This window comes from Actinomadura meyerae, assembly GCF_900188445.1.
Lineage (GTDB): Bacteria > Actinomycetota > Actinomycetes > Streptosporangiales > Streptosporangiaceae > Spirillospora > Spirillospora meyerae.
The window spans coordinates 41,221-59,198 of the sequence record NZ_FZOR01000051.1 but is presented as its reverse complement, the minus strand read 5'-3'; the positions used below and the strand labels follow the sequence as shown (position 1 = coordinate 59,198).

General features: G+C 73.6%; 20 protein-coding genes, 1 other RNA gene and 1 pseudogene. 9 read left to right on the top strand and 13 right to left on the bottom strand.

The features are described from left to right. From CHF16_RS34805 to CHF16_RS34785, 7 genes are all read right to left on the bottom strand, one after another. The coding region (locus CHF16_RS34805; RefSeq protein WP_143228237.1) for a hypothetical protein at positions 1 to 215 on the bottom strand (215 nt) is incomplete at its 3' end. Continuing rightward, positions 212 to 475, bottom strand: a complete 264-nt coding sequence (locus CHF16_RS34800; RefSeq protein WP_089330432.1) for a hypothetical protein — start codon at positions 473 to 475, stop codon at positions 212 to 214. The genes CHF16_RS34800 and CHF16_RS34805, both read right to left, overlap by 4 nt. Continuing rightward, entirely contained in the window at positions 472 to 645 is a 174-nt protein-coding gene (locus CHF16_RS40645; protein WP_179271849.1) for a hypothetical protein, read from the bottom strand. The genes CHF16_RS34800 and CHF16_RS40645 overlap by 4 nt, the downstream gene beginning before the upstream one ends. A 2-nt stretch (positions 646 to 647) precedes the next feature. Beyond that, positions 648 to 833: a hypothetical protein gene (locus CHF16_RS39840; protein WP_143228236.1), complete on the bottom strand. Its 186-nt coding sequence runs from the start codon at positions 831 to 833 to the stop codon at positions 648 to 650. Beyond that, positions 830 to 2,962 carry an AAA family ATPase gene (locus CHF16_RS34795; RefSeq protein ID WP_143228235.1) on the bottom strand — a complete coding sequence of 711 codons (2,133 nt, stop codon included), beginning with the start codon at positions 2,960 to 2,962 and terminating at the stop codon, positions 830 to 832. The genes CHF16_RS39840 and CHF16_RS34795 overlap by 4 nt, the downstream gene beginning before the upstream one ends. Beyond that, on the bottom strand, positions 2,959 to 3,255 hold the full coding sequence (locus CHF16_RS34790) for a hypothetical protein (RefSeq protein WP_089330430.1): 297 nt from the start codon (positions 3,253 to 3,255) through the stop codon (positions 2,959 to 2,961). The genes CHF16_RS34795 and CHF16_RS34790 overlap by 4 nt, the downstream gene beginning before the upstream one ends. After that, positions 3,255 to 3,449, bottom strand: coding sequence for a helix-turn-helix transcriptional regulator (locus CHF16_RS34785; protein WP_089330438.1), 195 nt, complete (start codon positions 3,447 to 3,449; stop codon positions 3,255 to 3,257). Before CHF16_RS34785 ends, CHF16_RS34790 begins: the two co-directional genes overlap by 1 nt. Before the next feature lie 104 nt (positions 3,450 to 3,553). Between CHF16_RS34785 and CHF16_RS34780 the strand changes: the two genes are divergently transcribed. Both CHF16_RS34780 and CHF16_RS34775 read left to right on the top strand, forming a co-directional pair. Then, on the top strand, positions 3,554 to 4,156 hold the full coding sequence (locus tag CHF16_RS34780) for a helix-turn-helix domain-containing protein (RefSeq protein WP_089330429.1): 603 nt from the start codon (positions 3,554 to 3,556) through the stop codon (positions 4,154 to 4,156). A 2-nt stretch (positions 4,157 to 4,158) separates the two neighbouring features. Beyond that, on the top strand, positions 4,159 to 5,322 hold the full coding sequence (locus CHF16_RS34775) for a tyrosine-type recombinase/integrase (protein WP_089330428.1): 1,164 nt from the start codon (positions 4,159 to 4,161) through the stop codon (positions 5,320 to 5,322). 30 nt (positions 5,323 to 5,352) lie between these two features. Here the strand turns inward: CHF16_RS34775 and rnpB are convergent. The 4 genes from rnpB to CHF16_RS34760 all read right to left on the bottom strand — a co-directional run bounded on the left by rnpB (position 5,353) and on the right by CHF16_RS34760 (position 8,489). Continuing rightward, positions 5,353 to 5,749: RNase P RNA component class A (gene rnpB, locus CHF16_RS34770), an RNA gene on the bottom strand. 51 nt (positions 5,750 to 5,800) lie between these two features. Then, on the bottom strand, positions 5,801 to 6,931 hold the full coding sequence (locus tag CHF16_RS34765) for a bifunctional RNase H/acid phosphatase (protein ID WP_179271848.1): 1,131 nt from the start codon (positions 6,929 to 6,931) through the stop codon (positions 5,801 to 5,803). After that, entirely contained in the window at positions 6,928 to 7,671 is a 744-nt protein-coding gene (locus CHF16_RS40640) for a zinc ribbon domain-containing protein (RefSeq protein ID WP_179271847.1), read from the bottom strand. Before CHF16_RS40640 ends, CHF16_RS34765 begins: the two co-directional genes overlap by 4 nt. After that, a complete protein-coding gene (locus tag CHF16_RS34760; protein ID WP_245869710.1) occupies positions 7,668 to 8,489 on the bottom strand; it encodes a Nif3-like dinuclear metal center hexameric protein in 822 nt (273 codons plus the stop codon). The genes CHF16_RS40640 and CHF16_RS34760 overlap by 4 nt, the downstream gene beginning before the upstream one ends. Positions 8,490 to 8,601: 112 nt before the next feature. On the opposite strand from CHF16_RS34760, the gene CHF16_RS34755 reads away from it, so the two are divergent. The 5 genes and pseudogenes from CHF16_RS34755 (at position 8,602) to CHF16_RS34740 (ending at position 11,313) form a co-directional block, all read left to right on the top strand. Then, positions 8,602 to 9,123, top strand: a complete 522-nt coding sequence (locus tag CHF16_RS34755; RefSeq protein WP_089330426.1) for a pyridoxamine 5'-phosphate oxidase family protein — start codon at positions 8,602 to 8,604, stop codon at positions 9,121 to 9,123. 58 nt (positions 9,124 to 9,181) lie between these two features. Continuing rightward, positions 9,182 to 9,526, top strand: a complete 345-nt coding sequence (locus CHF16_RS34750; protein ID WP_089330425.1) for a DUF6191 domain-containing protein — start codon at positions 9,182 to 9,184, stop codon at positions 9,524 to 9,526. 49 nt (positions 9,527 to 9,575) lie between these two features. Beyond that, complete coding sequence (locus CHF16_RS34745) at positions 9,576 to 9,974, top strand: hypothetical protein (RefSeq protein ID WP_089330424.1); 399 nt, start codon at positions 9,576 to 9,578, stop codon at positions 9,972 to 9,974. 70 nt (positions 9,975 to 10,044) lie between these two features. Next, positions 10,045 to 10,143, top strand: a pseudogene (locus tag CHF16_RS42240) (DUF2510 domain-containing protein); the annotation flags it as partial. Positions 10,144 to 10,278: 135 nt separating this feature from the next. Continuing rightward, positions 10,279 to 11,313 (top strand): M48 family metalloprotease, encoded by a 1,035-nt coding sequence (locus tag CHF16_RS34740; protein ID WP_245869709.1) that lies wholly within the window; start codon positions 10,279 to 10,281, stop codon positions 11,311 to 11,313. Between the two features lie 49 nt (positions 11,314 to 11,362). On the opposite strand, the gene CHF16_RS34735 is transcribed toward CHF16_RS34740, so the two are convergent. Then, entirely contained in the window at positions 11,363 to 13,474 is a 2,112-nt protein-coding gene (locus CHF16_RS34735) for a hypothetical protein (protein ID WP_143228232.1), read from the bottom strand. 171 nt (positions 13,475 to 13,645) lie between these two features. On the opposite strand from CHF16_RS34735, the gene CHF16_RS34730 reads away from it, so the two are divergent. Beyond that, on the top strand, positions 13,646 to 16,456 hold the full coding sequence (locus tag CHF16_RS34730; RefSeq protein WP_089330421.1) for an ATP-binding protein: 2,811 nt from the start codon (positions 13,646 to 13,648) through the stop codon (positions 16,454 to 16,456). Between the two features lie 41 nt (positions 16,457 to 16,497). Further along, positions 16,498 to 17,151: a DUF1361 domain-containing protein gene (locus tag CHF16_RS34725; protein WP_089330420.1), complete on the top strand. Its 654-nt coding sequence runs from the start codon at positions 16,498 to 16,500 to the stop codon at positions 17,149 to 17,151. Between the two features lie 84 nt (positions 17,152 to 17,235). Here CHF16_RS34725 and CHF16_RS34720 read toward each other — a convergent pair whose 3' ends face one another. Next, positions 17,236 to 17,973: a maleylpyruvate isomerase family mycothiol-dependent enzyme gene (locus tag CHF16_RS34720; protein WP_245869708.1), complete on the bottom strand. Its 738-nt coding sequence runs from the start codon at positions 17,971 to 17,973 to the stop codon at positions 17,236 to 17,238. Positions 17,974 to 17,978: the final 5 nt, after the last annotated feature.

Below are 17,978 nucleotides of genomic sequence, written 5' to 3'. Positions count from 1 at the left end.
CGCGCCCCGCGCATCGTGTGCGGCTCGGCGCCCGCCGCCCGCATCGCCTCCATCCGGTCGACTTCCAGGACGAGCGAGGTCATGACCTGCCACACGCGCCCCAGCGGCCGGTTCACCGGCTCCCAGTGGTCGGAGTTCTGCTGCCACCGGACGGCGAGCGTCTGCCGTTCCCCGGCCGTCAGCCGCGCGAGGGCGGCCCGCAGGTCATCGCTCACGCCTTGCTCGCCAGGTAGTCGATGCACTCCTTCATCCCGGCTTCGTAGCCGAGCGCGGCCTGCGTCTCCTTGCGGACGCGCACGCCCCGCTTGCGCCACTCGGCGGGCATCTGCATGACGCCGTTGGCCGCACCCCGCGTCTGCCGCTCGTACTCGGCGAGGACGTCGTCAAGGGGCAGATCGAGCAGCAGCGCCAGCCCGGCCGGGCTGATCATCGGCTCACCGTCGATCAGCTTGTAGTAGGGGTTCGGGTCGGTCATGTCCGGTCCTCCTGGGTGGTGGAGAGTCTGCGGTACAAGGCCTCCGCTGAGGCGAGCATCGTGGGCCGGCACGCTTCGCAGTGCGTCCGGCCGGGGCGGCGCAGCAGCAGTGGGCGCTTGCAGTCCGCGCAGTGCGTGGACATCGAGCTGCGCTCGGTCTGGGCGGTCATCGTCAGTTCCTCTCTCGGTTCAGCTTCCGGCGGTGCCGGGCCCGCAGCCCGGCGTCTCGGCGTGCTTGCTTCTCGCGACGTGCACGCCCCCGCGCCGCACGTCGCTCGCGAGCCCGCTCGATCCGCTCGGCGAGGCGCCGCTCGACGGCCTCGCGCAGGTCGGCGGACGCGCGGTCGCCGGACGTCATGCCGCCTCCGTGAACTCGTCCTCGCGGGCCATGTGGTCGGCGCACGTCCAGCACGAACGGCGGGGTGCGGCGGGGCAGTCGGGCACGGCACACTTGTCACTGTGCGTAATGGGCTCTCCGGTGGGCCCGTCGCTCGCGCCCTCAGTCGTCTCAGACACGTGTCTCTGAGACGACTGAGGGGCCGATGACTCTTCGTCGGGCTGTTTCTGCTGGTCAGTCCAGTCGTCTCCAGTCGTCTCACCCCCAGTCGTCTCAGCAGTCGTCTCACGGGGGTGAGATGACTGGGCATCGTCACTATCGGTAGCGAATTCGGGGTGGATCCAGATGGTCGTCTTGGGGAAGCCGCCGGACTTGTGGCGGACCTTCGCGCGGACCTTCGCACGGTTCAGCGTGGGGAGCGTGAAGCCTTCCTTGCCTGCGGCCTTGACCACCTCGGCGCGCGGCGCCTCCCAACCGTCCTTCTGGGACTCCAGGAAGCTCAGCAGCCACTCGGCGGCCTGCTCGACTTCGCTGCGCTGCTCGGCCGTGGTGTGCTCCCGGTTGAGCACGTCCTCGATGCTCTGCTCGGTCTCGCCCAGGAGCACGAACCGGCCCACGTCGGTGAGTCCCTCGTCGGTCTGGACGCCGCACGGCTCGACGATGTACCGCAGGCTCGGCAGGCTGGACGGCGCGAGGTTGGTCTTGATCAGGGAGAGGATGCACGACCCGTCATCGGCGTCCTTGTCGGGGGCGAACCCGATGGCGGAGCGGACGACCTGACCGAACTCCGACGACCCGGCGATCATGTGCAGCGGGTTGGAGTCGCTCGCCTTGCGGAAGTGGGCGACTCCCACGACGGCGATCCCCAACTCCTGGGCGAGCCGGGCCAGCGGTTCCAGGTGACGCCGTACGGTGCCCTGCTCGGTGAGCTTGGCGCTCCCGAACGTCGACAGCAGCGCGTCCAGGACAACCAGCCGCGCGCCCGTCGCCCGGATCTCCTCGCGCAGGGTGTCCAGGTCGACGGCGAGACTGACGATCTCCTCGTCCCCGTGCTCGTTCTCGACGTACAGCCGGAAGACCCGCTCGGAGTCGGCGCCGGCCGCGTCGAACCGGGGCGCGAGGGTGTACTCCCAGGAGTCCTCTGTGCCGAGGTACAGGACGGGGGTAGGCGTCCCGTACAGCTCTCCGGGCAGTTCCCCGCGGGAGACTCGCGCGGCGAGCCAGACGGCCGCCTGTGACTTGCCGATGCCCGCGTGCCCGACCCAGAGCGTGACCTCACCGAGCGGAAGGCGGTGCTCCCACAGGTACTGACGGCGACGCCGGGTGATCTGCGTGAGGGGCTGAGACCGGACACGCCGGGCGCCCGGCGTGTCCTGCTCGTCCGGCACGGCCTGCCCGTCGTCGAGCGGCGCCAACTCGTCGAGGGTGCGCCCGGCGGCCAGGTGGTCGGCGACGTCCTTGCCGACGACGGCCTGGACGACGCGCACGGAGGCGGCGCGGCCGTCGAGACTGGCCTTGACCTGCCGTGCGTGCGTACGGCCGGGGGCGTCCTTGTCGGCGACGATGACGACGTGCGCGCCGGTCAGGGGCCCGGCGTACTTGGCACGCCACTTCCCCGCACCTCCCGCGTTGCACGTGGCGACGGCGCCCGCCTTCTCGACCGCGTGGACGTCCTTCTCGCCCTCGACGACGTAGACGGTCTGCCCGGCGGCGGCGGCCTGGAGGACGGCGGGCAGCCGGTAGAGGATCTGCCGCACGCCCTTGACGCTCCATGTCCAGCGGCCGGGACCGTCCGGCCGACGCTGCCGGAAGGTCTTCGGGCTGTACCGGCACACCTGGTAGAGCAGTTCGCCGTTCTCGTCGACGTAGTCGTACGTCGCGACGAGCTCGGCGCGGCGGGGGTCGCCGGTCTTCGGCTGGTCGAACAGGTCTCGCACGGTGAGGCCGAGAGCCCTCGCGATCACCTCGGGCTTGCACGTGATGTCCGCGTGGCAGAACATCAGGACCCCATCGCGGCCGGGGTCGATCGCGAGGGCGGTCCGGTTCTCGCCGTCGTGCGCGGGGCAGGTCGAGCGCCAGCCGTCGCCGGACCGGGTGACCGGGTGCCCGGCTTCGCGCAGCGCGTCGAGCACCTTCTCAAGAGCCGTCACGCGGCGCGCTCCGTTCCGTAGGTGCGGGCGACCACGACCCACACGAGTCGGCCGCACCCGGCGCGGCGGACGCCGTCGAGCGCGTCACGGTCCCGCAGGCGGCCGAAGTGACCGGCGTTGCAGTGCGGGCACCGGATGGCGAACCACCAGCAGCGGCGGCGGCCGGCCGGGGCGTAGAGCGACGCGTACGCCACGGGGTAGCGGCGTATGCTGGCACCGACGACCCGGCCCGCCGCCTGCTCGTCCCCAGCGCCCCCGGTCCCGCAGCCGGGGGCGCTCTCGTTGGTCGTCATCAGGCGGCCGTCCCGCCCGTCTCGGCGTACCGGGCGTTCTCCCACGCGATCACGTCGGCCAGCTTGTAGCGGACGTGGCGGCCGATCTTCATGTACCGCGGACCGGTGCCGCGGCTGTTCCACTGGTAGACGGTCTCCAGGGGCACGCCCTCACGGTCGGCGAACTCCTGGGGGCTCAGGTGCTTCTCGGACACGATCACTCCTGTTCATCTCATGCACAAGTAGTGCGCGAGATCGACATCCCCAGACTGCCGACATCCGTGGTCGCTTGTCAATTCATCGCTTAAGCTGTGCGGCTATGGAACAACTCACGCCCACACAGGTGATCAGCAGACGGCTGCGGGAACTACGGGCACGGCGCGAGATGAGCGCGCAGGCCCTCGCGGACCGGTGCGCCGAGCTGGGGATGCCGGACCTTAAGCGGCAGGCCATCACCAACCTGGAGAACGGCCGGCGAGGCATGGTCACGGTCGAGGAGCTGCTCGTCCTCGCCCGCGCGCTCGACGTCCCGCCGGTCCTGCTGTTCATCCCGCTCGACGGACACACCGACCTGGAGATCACGCCCAAGCTCACGATGCGCTCGTGGGAAGCCCTGCTCTGGGTCTCGGGAGAGGACGAGCCGACCGACCGCGAGCGGCGCCGCCGGTGGCGCGAGACGGTCGGTCCCGTTCAGCAGCACCGCGCGTTCTTCACCTACTTCCGCGAGGCGGCACGTCGAGAGATCAGCGCCGACCCAGCGCCGTTCAACGCGTCCGTGCGGGAGCTGGCGCGCGTCATCGATGCCATGGTGTCGGCTGGCATCGTGCCGCCGGCCGTCCCGCCCCAGTGGCTCGACCTCATGCGCGCCGAGGGCTGGCTACAGCACCCGGACGAGGTGCCCGTCCAGGCAGAGGACGGCTGACCGTGGCGCGCGTCCGGGATCTCTGGTGGACGTCCGGTGAGCCGAAGCGCAAGACGAAGCGGCACCCGGACAACGGCGGGAACCCGCGGGCGGCCCGGTGGCTCGCGTGCTGGGTGGGGTCGTCCGGCAAGGAGGAGACGAAGGCGTTCAGGGTCAAGGCGCACGCACAGGCGCACGCGACCGCTCAGGAGGCCGACCGGCTGCGCGGCGTGTACGTCGACCAGAAGCGCGGCCGGGTGACGCTGGAGGACTACGCCACCGGCAAATGGCTGCCCGCCCAGGTGCACCTACGGCCCAACTCGGCCGACACCTACGGCAGCCATCTGCGGACGCACATACTCCCGATGTTCGGCGGACGCCGGCTCGGCGAGTTGCAGCGCTCCGACATGAAGGCGTTCGTCGGCCTGCTTGCCGACAAGCTGGCGCCGTCCACCGTGCACACCGTGTTCGCCGTCCTCCGGTCCCTCCTGCAATCGGCCGTCGATGACGGGATGATCCCGTCGAACCCGTGCGCGCGGGTGCCGCTGCCGCGCGTAGAGCCGCGCGTCGTCGTGCCGATGGCGGCGGCCGACGTCCTCGCCCTGGCGGACGCCATCACCGAGCGGTACCGCGTCACGGTGTGGCTCGGCGCCGGGCTCGGCCTGCGCGAGGGCGAGGCGCTCGGCCTCACGGTGCCGCGCATCGACTTCCTGCGGCGCGTCGTCCGCATCGAGCAGCAGGCCCAGGGCGGGCAGCTGGTCGAGCTCAAGACGAAGGCGTCCCGGCGCCGCGTCCCCGCCGACGACCTGATCCTCGCCGAGATCACGCGACACATGCAGCGGCCGGGGTGGCGGGCCGGGCCAGAGGACGTGCTCGTGACGAACCGGTGCGGCCGCATCGCTCAGCGCAAGTCGTTCAACACCTGTTGGCGCGAGGCGGTCGCGGCGGCCGGCCTGCCGGAGGGGACGCGGTTCCACGACTTGCGCCACTTCTACGCGTCCGGGCTCATCCGAGCGAACCTGAACCCGAAGGTCGTCCAGTCCCGCCTGGGGCACGCCACGATGGCCGAGACGTGGGACACCTACGGCCACTTGTTCCCGGACGACGAAGAGATTGGCCGCGGGGCGATAGAGAGCCTGCTCGACGAAGCGCGGACGGAACCACAGCGGAACTCCGCCGAGTCGTGATGGCGGAACCACAGGTGAGAGAGGTAGCGGCGGACGAGTCGGCCTGTAAGCCGGGTTCTGTGCCCGCCGTCCCTTGCGGGGCGGCGGGTGACGGCCATCCATCTCGGACCGCCGTTGCCGGCGGCCTCCAGCGGTCTACCCGCAGGCTCGGGCGGGCCGCCCTCAGGCACCTGCGCGGGGCCTCTTGCGGGGCCCCTTCTTGACCTTGCTCCGGGTGGGGTTTACCGAGCCGCCCACGTCACCGTGGGCGCTGGTGAGCTCTTACCTCACCGTTTCACCCTTACCACCGGCGGACCGGTGGCGGTCTGTTCTCTGTGGCACTGTCCCGCGGGTCACCCCGGGTCGGCGTTACCGACCACCCTGCCCTGTGGAGCCCGGACTTTCCTCGACGGGGATCGCTCCCCGACGCGGCCGTCCGGCCGGCTCGTCCGCCGTCCCACCAAGGTTAGCGGTTCACGCGAACCCCTTGTTCCCCGGCTCAGGAGGGGAGGTGGTGGACGTCGTTGAACGCGCGGAGGGTCGCGGGGCCGTCGGCGTACCAGTCGACGGTCGACAGGGCCGCCACGTCCAGGTGCATGCGGTAGAGGGACGCCATGGGGGCGCCCAGGGCGTCCTTCACCAGGAGCTTGATGGGGGTGACGTGCGAGACCACCAGGACCGTCTGCTCGCGGTAGCGGACCTTGAGCTTGTCCAGGGCGGTCCGGACGCGGCGGGACACCTGGGCGAAGCTCTCCCCGCCCGGCGGCGCCGCCTCGGGGTCGGCCAGCCACGCCTTCATCTCGGCGGGCCACCCCTTGCCCGCCTCGGCGAACGTGAGGCCCTCCCACTCGCCGAAGTCGGTCTCCCGGAAGCCGTCCTCGACCCGGACGTCCAGCCCGGTGACGGCGGCGACCTCGGCGGCCGTGTCGCGGCAGCGGGCCAGGGGCGAGGTGACGATCGCGTCGAGCCCGCGGTCCTTGAGGGCGAGGGCGGCGGAGCGGGCCTGGGCGAGGCCGTTCGGGGTGAGCGGGACGTCGCCGGTGCCGGCGAAGCGCTTCTCCACCGACAGCGGCGTCTCGCCGTGGCGCAGCAGGACCGTGGTCGTCGGGGCGGACGACGGGCGCCGCGGCGGCGGCTCCGGCGCCCCCGGCGACTCCTCGACCTTGCGGACCCAGTGCTCGCCGCGGGCGGCGGCGTCCATCGCCTCGTTCGCCAGCCGGTCGGCGTGCGCGTTGCGGTTGCGCGGGATCCAGCCGTAGGACACCGAGCCGAGCCCGGCGGCCAGCTCCTTCGCGCGCAGCGCCAGCGGCACCATGTCCGGGTGCTTGATCTTCCAGCGGCCGGACATCTGCTCCACGACGAGCTTGGAGTCCATCCGGACCTCGACGCGGGCGGACGGGTCGAGGTCCGCCGCCGCCGCCAGCCCGGCGATCAGGCCCCGGTACTCGGCGACGTTGTTGGTGGCGTGCCCGATCGACTCGGCCACCTCGGCGAGGACCTCGCCGGTCAGCGCGTCCCGGACGAGGGCCCCGTACCCGGCGGGGCCCGGGTTGCCGCGCGAGCCCCCGTCCGCCTCGACGACCAGCTTGCGCGAGCCCGCGGCCCCGCGCCCTCCCGCGGCTGCGCTCACAGGCCCGACTCGGGGGTGCGGATGAGGATGCGGCGGCACTCCTCGCAGCGGACGACCTCGTCCTCGGCGGCGGCCCTGATGTTGTTCAGGTCGACGGTGTTCAGGGCCAGGTGGCAGCCCTGGCAGGCGCCGCGGAACAGCTTGGCCGCGCCCACGCCGCCGAACTGGCCGCGCAGCTTCTCGTAGAGGGCGAGCAGGTCGTCCGGGATGTCCTTGGCGACGGCGGTGCGCGCGGTACTGGTCGTCCCCGCCTCCTCGTCGATCTCGCGCTGCGCGGCGTCGCGCCGCTCGCTGAGCCCGGCCAGCTCCTCCTGGGCGGCGGCCTGGTCGGCGCGGAGCGCGGCGACGCGCCCCTCGGCCTCCTCCGTCCGCTCCATGATCTCCAGCACGACCTCCTCCAGGTCGGACTGGCGGCGGTGCAGCGACTCGATCTCCGCCTGCAGGCTGCTGAGGTCCTTGGCGGAGGTCACCTGGCCGGAGTCGAGCCGCTTCTGGTCGCGGTCGGCGCGGGTGCGGACCTGGTCGACGTCCTGCTCGGCCTTCCTCTGCTCCCGCTGCAGGTCGCCGAGCTCGGTCTCGGCCGCGACGATCGCGTCGCGCAGCTCGGTGAGTCGCCCCTCCAGCCGCTCGATCTCCGCCAGCTCGGGCAGCGTCCGGCGGCGGTGCGCCAGCCGGTCCAGCGAGCTGTCGAGCTCCTGCAGGTCGAGCAGTCGAAGCTGGGCTTGCGGTGCGGCTTTCACAGTGCTCCTTCTTCGTGAAGGCGCCACGCGTCGGTGACGAGCGTGGACACCCTGGTCTCCAACTTGCCCGCTTCGGGGGAGGACGCGCCGAGCAGGCGCTCGGCGTCGGCCAGCCACGGCCATTCGGTCGCCCAGTGCGCGGCGTCCACGAGGGCGGGCCCGCCGTGCTCGGCGAACTCCGACGCGGGGTGGTGCCGCAGGTCGGCGGTGAGGTAGGCGTCGACACCGGCGGCGCGCGCGGTGTCGAGGAGGGAGTCGCCGGCGCCGCCGCAGACGGCGACGGTGCGCACGAGCGCGTCCGGGTCGCCGGACGCGCGGACGCCCCAGGCGGTGGTCGGCAGCCCGGCCGCGGCCCGGCGGGTGAACTCCCGCAGCGGGACGGGCGCGGCCAGCTCCCCGATCCGGCCGAGGCCGCGGCGCGGGTCGTCCTCGGCGGGGACCATCGGCCGCAGCCCGCCGGTCAGGCCCACGGCCCGCGCCAGCGCGTCCGACACGCCCGGATCGGCGCGGTCGGCGTTGGTGTGCGCGGTGTACAGCGCGACCCCGTTGGTGATCATCCGGTGGATCAGCCGGCCCTTGGGCGTGGTGGCGGCGACCGAGTGGACACCGCGCAGCAGCAGGGGGTGGTGGGTGACCACCAGGTCGGCGTCCCACTCCAGCGCCTCGTCGATCACGGCGGCGACGGGGTCGACCGCGAACAGGACCCGGGCGACCTCCTGGTCGGGGTCTCCGCAGACCAGCCCGACGGCGTCCCAGGACTCCGCCCACGCCGGCGGGTAAAGCTCCTCCAGAACCGTGATGACATGGGATAGGCGCACGTCCCGCAGGCTACCGCGCCGAGCCGCTCCCAACGAGCCACCGAGCGTCACCGCGAGGTGCCGCCGTCTGTAACGATATGAACGGGACAGTGCACGAGGGAAGGAGAACGCCATGTCGGATGCCGGCGCCGCGGAACCGGAGCCCATCGCGGAACGTCCGTACATGCCCGGCTACGGCATCCAGGGGCCGGACGAGGGAAGCGGCCTGCTGCCCTGGTCGTGGGCCGAGGAGCGGCTGCGCGCGGCGCGCAACTTCTGGGTGTGCACGGTCCGGCCGGACGGACGCCCGCACGCGATGCCGGTGTGGGGCGCCTGGTCGGGCGAGGCCCTGCTGTTCAGCAGCGCCGTCCCGTCCCGCAAGATGGTGAACCTGCGGGCGAACCCGCGGGTCGTGGTCACCACCGAGGAGGCCGAGAACCCGGTCGTCATCGAGGGGCGGGCGGAGATCCTCACCGAGCAGAAGGACCTCCAGCGGTTCATCGACCTGGTCAACTCCAAGTACGCGACCCGCTATCGTGTCGATTTCCTGGACCCGGAGGTGAACGCCACCGTCGCGGTGCGCCCACAGTCGGTGTTCGGGCTCCGCCAGGGAGATTTCACCGGTTCTCCCACCCGGTGGTCGTTTCCAAGCTGAATGTCCAATCTGAACGTCCGCTGGGATCAATCTGGAGACTCATCGCGTTGGAGTCTGTGTGAAGTCACCCTTTCGACGCCGCAAGCGCGTCAAGGGCCGTCCGATGGGCAACCGCCCGGAGGCGGCCGAGCCGGAGACCGTCGAGTGGCCCCGCGAGGGGACGGGCAAGTCGTCCCTGATGGGCGCCATCCGCGGCGACGGCGAGACCGGCGCCGGGTTCGGCGGCGGCATGTTCGAGGACCTCGCCTCCGCCTTCGAGGGCTCCAAGAAGGTCAAGATGGAGGAGCAGGAGCGGCAGAAGGTCATGCGGCAGGACGACCACGAGCAGACCGGCTCGGGCCGCACCCGCGACGACCTCGACTCCGGCAAGATCCGCATCCGGCGCACCCCGCCGCCCGAATAGTGTCCGTTTTGTCTCGAACGTAGGTTCGAATACGGGTTATCCTGCCCTCGTGAGCACCTACGTCCCGCCCGGCTGGCCCTCGCAGGTGCATCCACCGGGCACCGACCGCTTCGAGGACACCGCCCTCGGCTGGCTGCTCGAGCTCGTCCCGCCCGAGTACCGCCGCTACGGCGTCCTGCGCCGCTACCCGATCACGCTCGCCCGGATGGCCCGCCAGCACGTGGCCGCGTCCGTCGAGGCGGCCCGCGAGGGGTTCCGCACCGCCCGCGTCGACCTCGGCGACCTCGTCCCGCCGCACGGCGTCGAGTCGGTCCTGGAGGCCTACCGCCGCGAGGGCGCCCGCCTCGTCGCCGTCCTGCGCGCCGTGGAACTCGTCGAGACGGCCCTGCGCGGCCTCGCCGACCCCGACGATCCGGCCCACCGGCGCCCCTTCACCCCCAAGCTGTGACGATCCCGTTGACTCCCTGTCGGAGGGTGCGCAAGCCTGTGCTCTGTTGCTGACGGGGAGGCGGGTTCGGGTGAGCACACCACCTGGGTGGTACCCAGATCCGGAGTGGATGGGCCGCGAGCGCTACTGGGACGGCCAGACCTGGACCGACCGGTCGCGCCGCTACGAACCCCGCACCCGCCGCCGCCAGGACCCGCCTGCGCCCGAGCCTCCCGCGCCCCCGGCGCGGCCTTCTGCGGCGCCCTCGCGGCCTTCCGAAGCTCCCGCACCCCGTCACGGAGGCTCGGCCCCGACCGAGGCGGGTGTGTCGCCGCTCAGCGCGTCCACGACGCCGCAGGAGCCGCTCATGGCGGTGCGGCCGCCCGCCGTGCCGCAACGGGCCGAGCAGCCCCCGGCAACGCGGTCCGTGCCGGAGCCCCGGTACGGGACCCGGCGCGTCTCGGACGTGCCGGTCGGCGCCCAGGCGCCGGTGGTGCCGGGCGCCGGCGGGCAGCAGGGATGGCACGTTCCCGAGACTCCGCGCTACCTGCCGCCCGGTCAGGAGCCGGCCGGGCGGGGCGGGGTTCCGGTTGCGGCCATCGTCGGGGTTGAAGGCGTCCTCGTCGCGGCGGTGGCGGTCGGGGCGCACCTGGTGTGGACGGTCTGGGGCGCGGTCGTCGTCGTCGCCGTGTGGGGGCTGATGCTGCTGGCGCCCCTCGGCGCGCGGCGCGTGCACGGGTACCGGGAGCCGCGCCCGGACGAGCGGGTGGAGCAGGCGTGGCGGAACGTCCAGCGGCGTGCCGGGGTCGGCGGCTACCGGGTCGTGGTCGTCGAGTCGGACGGGTTGAACGCCTGCGTGCCGTTCGGCCGGACGGTGGCGGTGACGTCGGCGTCGGCGCGTTCGCTGCCGCCTGGGCGGCTGGAGGCCGTGCTGGCGCATGAGCTGGGCCATCTGCTGGGGTGGCGGACGGTCCCGGCGTTCGTGCACGCGCAGGTCACGATGCCGAGCCGGGCGCTGCTGTGGACGCTGCGCAAGGTGTGGTCGCCGATCGGGCCGATGTGGAAGCGGGCCGTGGCGTGGCACCGGCCGATCGGTTTCGTGCTGGTCCTCGTACTGGGGGTGCTGGCCACGGCGGTCACGGCGGTGGTGGCGCTGCCGGCGGGGGCCGCGCGGGCGGCGGCGCTGGGCGCGCGGCTCCCGGCCGCACGCGGGGAGGCGCGGGCGGACGCGGTGGCGGTGCGGCTCGGGTTCGGCGCCGAACTGGTCGCGGTGGTGGAGGAGCGCATCGAGAAGGCCCCGGACAGGCTGCCGCTCCCCCTCGTCCGGCGGGCACAGGGTCTGCGGCGACGGCTCGGCTGAGCGGCCCCGGAGGGTGGCCAAACCGGACGGGTGATCAGGCGGGGCCTGATCAGGCCCGGCCGCCGAACAGGGGCGGCGGGCCCTGGTCGCGGCCCGCCGGGCGGCCCGGGTCGGGGGTGAGGGGCGCTCGCGGAGGCGGCGGGGCCGGAGGCGCCGCCCACCGCGGAGGCGGGGCGGTCCACTGCGGGGACTGCTGCCCGGCCGGGGCGGTGGGGCCGGGGACGGCGCGCGGGGCGGGCGGGTCCGGGAGGGGGCCGGTGGTGACGCGGTCCAGCGTGACGATCGCCGGGTCGCACTCGACCGGGGTGACCGTGCGGCCGCCGCCGGGCGCCGACTGGACGAGCAGCAGCGCGTGGTCCGGGAGGTGCTGGAGGGTGACGGGTTCGACGACGTACTCGTACACGCGCTGGCTGCTGTCCGCGTCGCTCCAGTTGGTGCCCTCGGCGTAGGAGGAGGCGGCCGACCAGTTCCGCGTGGTGGCGACGGCGGTCCCCTCGGTGGCGCTGCGGCTGTCGGAGCCGCCCCGGTTCCGGCCGCGCTGGCTGGACGTCGAGCGGTCGGGGAACAGCCCGAACATCTCGCCGCCCGAGTGGGAGACGCCGCCGGAGCTGCTCGTCCCCCACGTGCGGGACGAACCGGTCGTGCGGCTGGTGCTGCGGGTCTCCGAGTCGCCCTCGCCGCGGGTGTCGGTCGTCGTGTGCGACTCGGTCCCGCCGACGTTCCTGGTGATCTGCGACAGGACGAACCGGTGGTCGCGGCCGATGAAGTCGGCGGCCCGCGCGGCGTCCTCGTGGTTGCCGAGCCGCATGAACGCGACGGCGCCGCCGCCGATCAGCTCGGCGGACGTCTCGCGCAGCCGCCGGAACAGCAGGGTCAGCGGGACGCCGCGCCGCTCGCAGGCGTCCGAGAGCCGCTCCAGGTGGCGGCGGGCCAGCTCGTCCGCCCCGGCGACCACGAGGGCGGGCGTCGCCGCCGAGGACGCGGTGATCCGGTGCGTGACCCACTGGACGATCAGGTCGGTGAGCAGCTCCGACCGGACGTTGCGGGCCTGGCTGTCCAGCGCGATGCAGGTCAGGTACCCCGGACCCGTCCCGGACGGCCGAGTGCCGAGGTCTTCCAGCGGGTGGACGTAGGACTCGATCCGCGACAGGTTCGCGTGGGCCTGGCGGCGGTATTCGACCGTGAACAGCTCGGTGCCGACGCGCCGCCGCTCGTCGCGGGTCAGGGCGTCGCCTTCCTCGGGCTCGCCCATCAGGACGCGGAGGGCCGCGGCGATGCGGGCGAGGGTGATGTCGCCGCCGAGGGCGCCGCACACCTTGCTGAGGATGCGGTCGTCCATGCTGCGTTCGGCGCGGGTCGTGTCGGGCCCGCCGCCGTGCATGGACTCCACGATCGCGTCGACGAGTTCCTGCGGCGACATGTCGGTGAGCAAGGTGGACGACGCCTGGCGGCTGGGCAGCAGCTGCTCGTCCACCTCCATCCCGGCGGCGCGGGACAGCTCGGCCAGTTCGCGACTGACGACCTCCCGCGACAGGTCGAGCACCAGCAGCGGCTGGACGGCGAGGGTGGACGTCCCATAGGTGGTCAGCAGCGCCTCCCATGCCCACAGCGTCCCGCCGAACACGTCCAGGCGGCGGCCGGGGCGCGGAGCGGCGCCCCACTCGGGCAGTTGGTCGAGCCGCGCGCGCTCTGCGGCCTCGTGGGCCTGCTTGCGCGCCTGCCATTGCTGCGCCTGCTCGTGATAGCCGCCGGTGACCTGCTTCTGTGCCAGTTCGTGTGCCCTGCGCGCGCCCTCCCGCTGCCGGAGGGCCCACCAGGTCAGCACGGCGCCCGGCGTTACCGCGATGACGGCGAGGAGCAGCAGGCCGACGGTGAAGCTCGTGGACAGTCCGGCGGCGAGGGCGGCGAGCACGACCAGAACGGCCGCCATGCCGGCGCTGCCCGGGAGCGTCCGGCCCATCCGGCGGCGGGCGGCGGCCTCGGTCTCGGCCACGCGGCGCGCCAGGTAGTCCGGCAGCGCCTGCTGCCGCGGCGGCGCCTCGGGGAAGGGGGTGAGGAACCACCAGCGGTCCCGGAACACCCATCCGATGCGGGGGTCGGGACTGAACAGCCGTTCGCGGCGCGACAGCGGTCCTTCGTGATCGGCCGGTCGACCCCTCACGACGCTGACCCCCCGCTCTCCTCGGGTACCGGCTCGGCCACCGCGCACCGGGTGAGGGTGGTGAGCACGGTGATGCGCGAACAACCCAAGCAGATTGACACGGAACTTGTCAGGCCCCCCGTCGCGAACCGGCCTTCCCAACGAGGGTCTTGCTCAATAGCCTGACTGCCCATGGCGGGGGCGGAGATCTTGGACGCGGTGCGCGGCCTGCCGGTGTGCAGGCTGCTGGAGATGCCGCGCCCGGACCGCGACGACGGCCGGGACGAGGGGCGCGACCAGCGGCTCGCGGCACTGGTGTCGGCGTACCACGCGGGCGGCGAGCCGGTGCTGGTCGGCTGGCGGCGGGCGGCGGCGTCCGGGCCCACGGAGGTGCTCGTCGGCGGCTCCGGGCTCGTCGCCGGCCTGGACGGGAGCGCGGCGGCGCTGAGCCTGCCGGCGGGCGGACGCGGCGTGCTGCTGCCGGACGGGGCGGCCGCCGCCGAGATGCCGCACTGGGTCGGCATCGGCGGCATCGCGGACGGCCTGCTCGCCGACGATCTGCTCAACGACGACCCGGCCGCCCGCGAGGAGCCCGCCAGGCCGTCCCTCGAAGACGGCCTGCTCTCGGTGTGGGCGCAGCCGTTCGCCTGGCTGCTGCTGGCCGAACCGGTGGACGCGTCCGAGGCCGCGGGCCTCGCCGACGACCTCGCCGACCGGCAGCGGCGCGCCCGGTCGATGGCGGACCTGTCGCCTGAGGAGTCGGTGGCCGCCGCCCGGATGGAGCACCGGCACCGCGAACTGCGGCGGGCCGCGACGTCGGGGCTATGGCGGGTGCACCTCGCGGCGGGGGCGGCGACCCCTGCGGCGGCCGCGCGGGTGGCGGCGCTGGTGTGCGCGTCGGCGGACCTGACCGGCCTCCCGTACACGCTGGTCCCGGGCGCGGACGGCCCCTTCGAGGCGAGCACGCGGCTCGTGGCGGCGCTGGCGCGCCCGCCCGCCCGGGAGGTCGCCGGGGTCCGGTTCGTGCTGCGGCCGGAGTTCGACGTGACGCCCGAGCCGGCGGGCGAGGGCGGCGAGGGCGGCGAGGGCGTCCCGCTGGGACGGGTCCTGGACCGCGACCGGCGCGAGGTCGGGTCGCTGTCCCTGCCCCTCGGGAGCCTGAACCGGCACACGTTCGTGTGCGGCGCGACCGGCGCCGGCAAGTCGCAGACGATCCGGTCGCTGCTGACCGCCGCCTCGGCGGCCGGGCTGCCCTGGCTGGTGGTCGAGCCCGCGAAGGCGGAGTACCGGGCGATGGCGTCCCGGCTGGCGGCGGCGGGAGTGCCGGGCGCGGAGGTCGTCGCGATCCGGCCGGGCGACGCGGCGGCGGTCGCGGCCGGGATCAACCCGCTCGAACCGGCCCGCGGCCCGGACGGGCGGCCGTTCCCGCTGCAGACCCACGCCGATCTCGTCCGGGCGCTGTTCCTCGCCGCGTTCGAGGCCGACGAGCCGTTCCCGCAGGTGCTGTCGGCGGCGCTGACCCGCTGCTACGAGCGCCTCGGCTGGGACCTCGCGCTCGGCGAACCCCTCGGCGCCGCCTATGCGCGGCGGGCACCGCGTCCGCGCTACCCGACGCTCGGCGACCTCCAGGCCGCCGCCGAGCAGGTCGTGACCGACATCGGCTACGGCCAGGAGATCACCGACAACGTGCGCGGGTTCATCCGGGTGCGGCTGTCCAGCCTGCGGCTCGGGACGACCGGGCGGTTCCTGGAGGGCGGCCATCCGATCGACTTCGACGCGCTGCTCGCCCGCAACGCCGTCTTCGAGATCGAGGACGTCGGCGACGACCGCGACAAGGCGTTCCTGATGGGCACCGTCCTGGTCCGGCTGGTGGAGCACCTGCGGCTGCGGCAGGGCGCGGGCGGTCCGGCGGGGCTGCGGCACCTGACGGTGTTCGAGGAGGCGCACCGGCTGCTGCGGCGCGGCGGGACCGCGGGCCCGGCGGCGCACGCCGTGGAGACGTTCGCGAGCCTCCTGGCGGAGATCCGCGCCTACGGGGAGGGCCTGGTCGTGGCGGAGCAGATCCCGTCCAAGCTCGTCCCGGACGTCATCAAGAACACCGCCGTGAAGATCGTGCACCGGCTGCCCGCGCGGGACGACCGGGACGCGGTCGGCGCGACGATGAACATCACCGAGGCGCAGTCGCGGTTCCTGGTCACGCTCACGCCGGGCGAGGGCGCGGTGTTCACCGACGGCATGGACTTCCCGCACCTGGTGCGCGTCCCGGACGGTTCCGGGCTGGAGCATCCGGAGCGGCCGGCGCCGCTCGCCTCGCCCGGGGTGCTGGTGACCCCCCGGAGCGGGACGTGCGGCCCGGACTGCCACGACTCCCCCTGCACGCTCCGCGACATGCGCACCGCTCAGCGCGCGGTGGCCGAGCGTCCCGAACTGGTGCTGTGGGCGGAACTGTCCGCCGCCGCGCACCTGACGGGCTGGGGCGCGCCGGGGCTCGACATCGCCGTCCTGGACGGCCTGCCCCGGCGCCTCGCCGACTGCGCCGTCTCCCATGCGGTGGACGCCGCCGTCGCGTCCCGTGCCGCGCCCGGCGCGCTGGCCGAGCACATGGTGGCGTCCCTGAACGGGGCCGCGTGCACCGACGAGGAAGCCGTCTACTTCGCGGCCCCTTACCGCTGGTGCCTCGTCCTGGAAGAACTCCAGCAAGCCCACAAGGACGCCCCTGACGGCCCTCGTCACCACCTCAACGCCGAATGGGAGGCCCGCTACCAGCGGACCATCCCCGGTGGCACTCTCGCCGAGCAGCTCAGCGCCGTCTCCGCCTGGTGGGAACGCGACCAGCGCGATCTGGACGCGCGCGCCCTCGCCCTCTGGGGCACCGGTTCGGCTCTGGAGGACGCCGTAGGGGCACTGCGAACTGACCCCGACTGGAGCGACCGCCTGCGCGAGGCCGCATCGCGCCTGCGCAACGCGGACGGCATCGTCGGGTCGTTCGTCTCCGGCGGATGAGAAGTCCGCCGGACGGGAGATCGTTCATGCACCATGGAGCCATGGGGATCCTTGAGCAGGTCGCGCCGAACCTTGTCGACGTCCTCCGCCGCGATGCCGTATGGATGGGCTGGAACACGATCCTGGCCTGGATCCCCGTCGGCCTGGCCCTCCTGCTCTTCCGCGGCCACCGCATGTCCCGGTCACCGCTCTGGTGGGCGGGGCTCGTGCTGTTCGTGCTGTTCCTGCCGAACGCCCCCTACGTCGTCACCGACCTGGTGCATCTCCGCAACGACATGCTGCTCGCCGACCGCGGCGGGCCGGTCGTCACGGCCGTCCTGCCCGTCTACGCGGCGCTCATCGGCTCGGGCTTCCTCGCGTACTACCTGGCACTGTCGGCCGCGACGCGGCACCTCGCGCGGCTGGGCCTCGGCGCGTGGAGCGGCCGCGTCACCGTGGCCGCGCACGCGCTCTGCGCGATCGGCGTCTTCCTCGGCCGCTGGGCCCGCCTGAACAGCTGGGAGCCGGTCGTCGACCCGCACGGCGCCATCGAGCGGATCGTCGTGCAGCTGACCTGGACGTGGGCGCCGGTCCTGATCCTGGCGGTCTTCCTGGTCACCTGGATGTGCCATTTCATGACGAAGGCCATCGCCGAAGCCTCGTTCGACGCCACGCTGAAGAGCGCCCGGCGGCTCCGGGCGACGCGCACGTCCTGAACCCGCGCGCGTCCTGAACCCGCGCGCGTACTGGACCGCGCGAACTGAACCCGCCCCGGCCTGGACCTCCGGCGGCCCGTGGGCTCAGGCCGCGTAGTTGCGCAGGACGCGGAGGGCGTCGGCGGCATGCGGGCCCTCGGCGGTCAGCGCGGTCCGCTCCGGGGTGAGGCGGCGGGCCCCGACGCGGCAGAAGTCGGCGGCCGGGCCGGTGACGCGGGACGGCGCGGCCGGGTCGCCGAACGTCCAGTGCGTCCCGTCGGGCGCGGTGAGGTCGCAGAAGACGGGCGCGTCCGGGAGACCTTCGACGGAGAAGGCGTAGGGCAGCGTGCGGTGCGCGAGCCACGCGATGTGCCGGATCCGGGCCGTGTCGGGGTACGGGAGGCCCAGCGGGACGGCGATGTCCTGGGCGTGCGCCCAGTGCTCGGCGATCCTCGTGGTGGCGAGCGTGCGCGGCGACAGCGGCGTCCGCACCCATGACAGCCGCGTGCCCGGCGGCTGCGCGCGGAGGAAGTCCGCGGCGCCGAAGGCGCCCTTGCGCCAGCGCTCCAGCAGCTCCTCCGGGGGCATGCCGCGCTCGGCGGCGACCATGTCCGCGACGACGCCGTCCACGGTCTTGGCGGCGTCGGGCGACAGGAAGGCGGTGGCCTCCCCGGCCTCCGGGTCACTGATGACTTCGTTGGTCTGCGCCAGGTGCAGGACGACGTCGGCGACGCTCCAGCCCGCGGCGCCGGACGGGCGGTCCCACTGCCCGGGTTCCAGCGCCGCCAGCATCGCGTCCAGCTGCCGGAGCTCCGCGGTCAGGTCATCGAAGACGTCCACCATGCCGC